The organism is Herbaspirillum lusitanum P6-12 (genome assembly GCF_000256565.1).
GTDB lineage: Bacteria > Pseudomonadota > Gammaproteobacteria > Burkholderiales > Burkholderiaceae_D > Herbaspirillum > Herbaspirillum lusitanum.
The window spans coordinates 1-6,571 of the sequence record NZ_AJHH01000693.1 but is presented as its reverse complement, the minus strand read 5'-3'; the positions used below and the strand labels follow the sequence as shown (position 1 = coordinate 6,571).

Annotated in this window: 6 protein-coding genes and 1 pseudogene; 3 read left to right on the top strand and 4 right to left on the bottom strand. The window is 64.4% G+C overall.

Translation table 11 applies throughout. From position 1 onward, the window contains the following. The 3 genes from HLUSI_RS0122630 to HLUSI_RS0122620 form a co-directional block, all read left to right on the top strand. Nucleotides 1-941 (top strand): MFS transporter (locus tag HLUSI_RS0122630; RefSeq protein ID WP_016836117.1); only part of this gene is annotated, 941 nt, incomplete at its 5' end. Nucleotides 942-1,132: 191 nt separating this feature from the next. Then, nucleotides 1,133-1,780, top strand: coding sequence for a GTP cyclohydrolase II (ribA, locus tag HLUSI_RS0122625; protein WP_016836116.1), 648 nt, complete (start codon nt 1,133-1,135; stop codon nt 1,778-1,780). Between the two features lie 13 nt (nt 1,781-1,793). Then, nucleotides 1,794-2,945, top strand: coding sequence for a CobW family GTP-binding protein (locus tag HLUSI_RS0122620; protein ID WP_029363904.1), 1,152 nt, complete (start codon nt 1,794-1,796; stop codon nt 2,943-2,945). Between the two features lie 158 nt (nt 2,946-3,103). Here the strand turns inward: HLUSI_RS0122620 and HLUSI_RS0122615 are convergent, their stop codons facing one another. The 4 genes and pseudogenes from HLUSI_RS0122615 to HLUSI_RS30145 all read right to left on the bottom strand — a co-directional run. Continuing rightward, nucleotides 3,104-3,913: a metallophosphoesterase gene (locus tag HLUSI_RS0122615; protein ID WP_016836114.1), complete on the bottom strand. Its 810-nt coding sequence runs from the start codon at nt 3,911-3,913 to the stop codon at nt 3,104-3,106. A 13-nt stretch (nt 3,914-3,926) separates the two neighbouring features. Continuing rightward, entirely contained in the window at nt 3,927-4,859 is a 933-nt protein-coding gene (locus tag HLUSI_RS0122610; RefSeq protein ID WP_016836113.1) for an AEC family transporter, read from the bottom strand. A gap of 116 nt (nt 4,860-4,975) precedes the next feature. Next, nucleotides 4,976-6,262, bottom strand: coding sequence for an MFS transporter (locus tag HLUSI_RS0122605; RefSeq protein ID WP_050977763.1), 1,287 nt, complete (start codon nt 6,260-6,262; stop codon nt 4,976-4,978). A gap of 123 nt (nt 6,263-6,385) precedes the next feature. Continuing rightward, nucleotides 6,386-6,571, bottom strand: a pseudogene (locus tag HLUSI_RS30145) (transcriptional regulator); the annotation flags it as partial.

Genomic DNA, 6,571 nt, shown 5'->3' with positions numbered 1-6,571 from the left:
TGCTGACCGGCGCCTTGCTGCTGGCCGGCGCGTCGTCCGGCATCGCCGTCCTGCTGGTCGCCAGCCTGGCGATCGGTTTGTCGGCGACGCTGGCGCAAGACATCGTCCCGGCGGCGGCCACGCTGGCCTCCGAACAGAACCGCGGCAAGGTGGTCGGCACAGTGATGACCGGCTTGCTGCTCGGCATCCTGCTGTCGCGCGTGCTGAGCGGTTTCGTCGCCGAGCATTTCGGCTGGCGCAGCATGTTCGTGGCGGCCTCGGTCAGCATCGCCCTGATCGGCATCGCCGCCTGGCGCGGCCTGCCGCGCTTCCATCCGACGACGCACCTGTCGTATGGCGCGTTGATGGCTTCGCTGGCGACCTTGTTCAAGAAGCATGGGGCGCTGCGCCGCGCCGCGCTGGCGCAAGGCTTGCTGTCGGTCGGCTTCTCGGCCTTCTGGTCGACCCTGGCGGTGATGCTGCACGGCGCGCCGTTCCACCTCGGCAGCGCAGCGGCCGGCGCGTTCGGCCTGGCAGGCGCAGCGGGTGCACTGGCCGCACCCTTGGCAGGGCGCATCTCGGACAAGAAAGGTCCTGAGCTGGTGACCCGTCTGGGCATTGGCCTGGCGATCCTGTCCTTCGTGGCGATGGCGTCTGGTCCAGCCTTCTCGGCCAGCGGTCAGTTGTGGTTGCTGGCGTTGGCCGCGATCGGCTTCGACCTCGGCGTGCAAGCCACGCTGGTGGCGCACCAGACCATCGTCTATAGCATTGAGCCGGGCGCCCGCAGCCGTCTCAACGCCGTGCTGTTCGTCGGCATGTTCGTCGGCATGGCGGCCGGCGCTGCGCTGGGCAGCCTGTTGCTGGCGCAATGGGGCTGGATCGGCGTGGTCGGTCTGGCAACGGTGGCTTCCCTGAGCGCCTTGCTGGTGCGCTTGCTGCCGGGCAAGAATCGCGATCGTTGATTGATCGCATATCGTGGTGAAGCAAGCGCGGCCTTCGGGCCGCGCTTGCGTTTACAGGGTTTGTGACAAAAAACACCCGGCCGGGCTTGAAGAACCGCGTGGCCGGCCTGAAATAATTGGAGCCGCGTTGTAAGATACGCGGCTGTGCCCAATGCGTCCGTTGCGGCGCCAGGCAATTACATAGGTTCATCATGTCGTCACCAGAAAACATCGAAACCGACGTCGTCATTCCGGAAGAAAACCTGGAATTCGTCAGCTCCTGCGCATTGCCGATGCCGTGGGCCACTTTCCAACTGCACGCTTTCGTCGACCATGTTTCAGGCAAGGAACACCTGGCGTTGTCGCTGGGCGACGTCGGCAACGGCGAACCGGTGCTGGCGCGCGTGCATTCCGAATGCCTGACCGGCGATGCGTTGTTCAGCCAGCGCTGCGATTGCGGCGCGCAACTTGAAGCCGCCCTGCGGCGCATCGCCAAGGAAAAACGCGGCGTGGTGTTTTACCTGCGCCAGGAAGGCCGCGGCATCGGCCTGCTCAACAAGGTACGCGCCTACCATCTGCAGGACGGCGGCGCCGACACGGTCGAGGCCAACCTGCAACTGGGCTTCCCGGCCGACATGCGGCGCTACACCATGGTGGTGCCAATGGCCGGTCATCTCGGCATCAAGGGCCTGCGCCTGATGACCAACAATCCGCGCAAGGTCAACGCCCTGGTGGAAAACGGCATCGAAGTGCTGGAACGCGTGCCGCTGGTGGAAAATCGCAATCCGTTCAACATCCGCTACCTGCGCACCAAGGCCGCCAAGCTGGGCCATCTGCTGCCGTCGCACGACAATGACTGACGCCGGCCTCGCCATGACACAAGACGCCCCCGCACTGATCCCGATTTCGCTGCTGACCGGTTTCCTCGGCAGCGGCAAGACCACGCTGCTGAACCATCTCGTGGCCCAGCCCGAGCTGAAGGACACGCTGGTCATCATCAACGAATTCGGCGAAATCGGCCTCGACCACCTGCTGGTCGCACACAGCCAGGATGAAGTCGTGGTCGAGATGAGCAGCGGCTGCCTGTGCTGCACCATCCGCGGCGACCTCAAGAAGACCCTCAAGGACATCACCTGGCGTTTCGCCGAAGGCGGCAAGCGCAAGTTCAACCGCGTCATCATCGAGACCACCGGACTGGCCTCGCCGATCCCGATCCTGCATACCTTGATGACCGACAATTTCATTGCGTCGAAGTACCGGCTCGACGGCGTCATCACCACCGTCGATGCGGTCAACGGCAACGCCACCCTGGACAACCATATTGAAGCGGTGCAACAGGCCGCCGTGGCCGACCGCTTGCTGCTGACCAAGAGCGATCTGGCCAATGCGGCCGACCCGGCCGCACTGCAGGATCTGCAGGCGCGCCTGAAGCAGATCAATCCGGGCGCGCAACAAATCCTGTCGCAGCAAGGCCGGGTAGCGCCGCAACAATTGCTCGACGCCGGCCTGTTCCGCACCGCCGACAAGACGCCCGACGTCGAACGCTGGCTCAGCGAAGAAGCGTATGAACCGCCGCACGACCACGATCATGCACACGGCCATCATCATCACGGTCATGATCACGGTCACAAGCATGGACATGCAGGCCACGGCCACGACATCAACCGCCATGACGATCACATCCGCGCCTTCTGTTTCAGTTTCGACAAACCGATCGAGCCGCATCTGTTCGATGAATGGCTGAGCCTGCTGGTTGGTTTCAAGGGCCAGAACATCCTGCGCATCAAGGGCATCGTCAATCTCGCCGGCGAAGACAAGCCGACCGTGATCCACGGCGTGCAGCACATCTTCCACCCGACCGTGACGCTGCCGGCCTGGCCGTCGGAAGATCGCCGCACGCGCATCGTGTTCATCACCAAGGACATCGAGCGCGCCACCATCGAACGCTCCTTCACGGCATTCATGCAGGCGCAGGCGATTGAGTCGGAGCAACGTCAGACGCCGGACAAGAAGTCTGCGTGGTAAACATGCCGCAGTCGCAGCATTGGCCCTCTCGGTAAATTTTTCTGCAGGACACAACAACGCGCCGCATTTTGTGGCGCGTTTTGCATTGCGGCGCGCCCGGTTCCGTGAGGCGCGACGCCGACGATGCGGCGATCACGGTGCCCGGCATTCAGCTCGCGCTAGATCGTGATCACCAGTTGCGGATCGAAGGCCGGGTTCTCCCACTCGATGTCATCGAGCGTCGCCGCCTGTTTCAGGTTGAGCGCATAGCCGCGCGGATTGGTCACGACGCGGCAACCCGCGACCGTGTAATCGAAACTGTCATGCACGTGGCCATGCACCCACAAATCCGCCTGCGCCAGCAACGGCGTGAGGTCGCTGATGAAGCCGGGGTTCAGGGGCGAGCCGGCGAAACGTTCATGGATGGAGTGCGGATGCGGACCATGGTGCGTGATCACCACGGTCTTGCCGTCGAAGGCTTGCGCCAGTTGCTGCTCCAGCCAGGCGCGCGAACCTTGATGCAATTGCAGTGCATCCTGCGGCGTGAACAGCGCGCCGCCCGGCATGGTGATCACGCGATGGTCGAACAGGATGTTGCCGGCCTGTTCCATCGCGGCGTCCGGTGTCAGCGATGGCGTCCCTTCTTGTTGCAGCGCGTAGTCGGTCCACAGGCAGCAGCCGAGGAAGCGTACGCCGCCTTCGATCACCACCGAATTCTCAAGATGGCGCATGCGCTCGCCCGAGGCTTGCGCACGGCGACCGATGTCGTCGACCACTTGCGGATATTGTGCGTGATAGGCCTCATGGTTGCCGTGCACGTACAGCACCGGCACCGGCCAGTCGGCGAAGGCGGCAATCGCCGCATCGCCGTTGTGGATGTCGCCCGCGATGATGAGAAGGTCGGCATCGGTCGGTTCGATTGCGCGGTAGTGGGGGAACGACGGCATCATGCGTTCAAGATGCAGGTCGGAAGCGATCTGGATTTTCATGCGGATGGTTTCCTTAGTGCGCGATCCACGCCAGGATCAGCGTGATCGTCAGCAGCGAAGTGGTGGTGGAAATCAGGATGGCGCGCGACATCAGCGCCGCTTCGCGCCGGTACAGCTCGGCCAGCATGAACGGGCCGGTGCCGATATTAATGGCCGACAACAGCAGCGCGGTGTCGGCCCACATCTTCGGCAGCGGCAGGATCCAATAGGCGAACAGCGCCGTGACGGCTGGATGCAGCAGCAACTTGAAACCGACCAGCAGGCTCACCGAACCGGCCTGTTTATTGTCGATCGGCTGCGCCAGGAACAGGCCCAGCGACACCAGCGCGCAGGGACTGGCGGCCGCGCCGAGCAACTTGAACAATTGCTGCACGCCGGTCGGCAACACATAGCCGCTGGCGGCGACCAGGCTGCCCAGTATCGGTGCGATCAGGATGGGATTGCGGATCAGCGAGTTGCCGGTCTTGAGCAGGCTGCGGCCGATGTGCTTTTCGGCATGCAGGCAGATTTCCAGCAACACGATGGCGATGGCGAACAGCAGGCAGGCGGTCATCACCATGGCGATCACCGAGGGCGGCAGGCCATCATGACCGAAGGCCAGATAGCACAGCGGGATGCCGATGAAGCCGACGTTGGCGTACGACGTGCCGAGGCTGTCGATGATGATGTCGCCGGCCGCCGCGCCCTGGCGATACTTGATCCAGGCGGTCAGCACGAACACCACCGCAATGCCGATGGCGAACACCGCGATGAAGCGCAGGTTGCTGAAGTCGGCCGGGGTCAGGCGCGCAATCGAATCGAACAGCAGCGCCGGCAGTCCCAGGTAGATGACGAAGCGGTTCAGCTCGCTGGCGGCGTTGACGCTGAGGATATTGCGCTTGCGGCACAGGTAGCCGAGGAAGATCAGTGCAAAAACCGGAAAGACGACATTGAAGATGGCGAGCATGTAGTTGGCGCGAGCGGCTGGGATGACGGGTGCGGACGATTTTAAAGGGTTTTGCCGCACCCGGTTTTTCCACGGCCGCGCATGCGTTGCATGCACTGCGTCCTACCTGCCGGTTTTCAGCTGAGCGCCCCCGCCAGCATGCCCGGGTTGTCGTCGGCCGGCTGGTCGTTGATGGCGAAGTGCAGCAGCGCCGCCAGCACGCCGGCCGCCACCGTCGCACCCCACACCATCGTGTACGAGCCGGTCAGGTCGAACATGTAGCCGCCCAGCCAGGCGCCGAGGAAAGAGCCGATCTGGTGGCTCAGGAAGCACACGCCGAACAGCGTGCCGAGGTGGCGCGTGCCGAATACTTTCGCCACCAGTCCGCTGGTCAGCGGCACCGTGCCGAGCCAGGTCAATCCCATCACGGCGGCGAACACCATGACCGAGGCGCTGGTCTTGGGCAGCGCCAGGAAGGCGGCGATGGCGCCGCTGCGGACCAGGTACAGCCAGCCCAATACATACTGCTGGCGAAAGTGTCCGCCCAGCCAGCCGCAACCCCAGCTGCCGGCCATGTTGAACAGGCCGATCAGCGCCAGCGCCGTCGCCCCCAGGCCGAGCGGCATGTGGCACAGCGTCAGGTAGCCGGGCAAGTGGGTGCCGATGAAGGCCAACTGGAAACCGCAGGTGAAGAAGCCGATGGTCAGCAGGCGATAACCGTGATGACGGCCGGCCAGGGTCAGCACTTCCTTGAGCGAAGAGGCGGGCGGTTCGGCGGCGGGATGCGTTGCCGGGGAAGATGAAAATGCAGACGATTTCTTGCGACCCCGGTCCAGGATCAGGCCGGCCGGCGCGATCGCCAGCGCGATGGCGGCCAGCACGAACAGCGAGGCCGACACGCCCGTGCTTTCACGCACCGTTTGCGCCAGCGGCACCAGCAACACCTGGCCCAGCGAACCGCCGGCGCTGGCGATGCCCATCGCCATGCTGCGCTGCTGCGGCGTGGCGACGCGGCCGACCGAGGCCAGCACCACGCCGAAGCTGGTGCAACTGATGCCGATGCCGACCAGCAGACCCAGCCCGATGATCAGCAGCAGGCCGGACGGCGCGACCGCCGCCAACGCCAGGCCTGCGGCGAAGGTGACGGCGCCGAACGCCACCACCGGCGTGGCGCCGTAGCGGTCCGAGGCGGCGCCGGCGAACGGCTGCGCGAAGCCCCACACCAGGTTGTGCAGGGCGATGGCGAAGGCGATCACCGTCACCGGCAAGCCGCGGTCGTAGGAAAACGGATTGATGTACAGGCCGAAAGTCTGGCGCGTGCCCATGACGACGCTGAGCACCAGTGCGGCGGCGATGACGACCCACAGCGCGGGATTGCCGGCGCGGGAAAGGTGAGCCGGGGTCGGCTGGCTGGTTGCGGACATGATGGATGCCTCCGTTGCGATCACAGAACCGCACATTAGCAGCGGCGCAACCCGGCGACAAAGGAAAGGATTTTGACGATGAGTGAGTCTGGCTCACTCATGCCGTCGAGAAGACCTGAGCGGCTAACCGGCGTGCACCGACTCCCGCGCTTCGCCCAGCAGCCAGTTCCTGAAGCCGGCCACGTCGGCGCGTTCGGCGGCGTCTTCGGTGCTGACCAGCCAGTAGGCGGTTTCGGCGTCGACCAAGCCGGTGTGCAGTTCTTTGCTCAGTTCGACCAGCACGCCGCTGGCGAGATCGCGATCGACCAG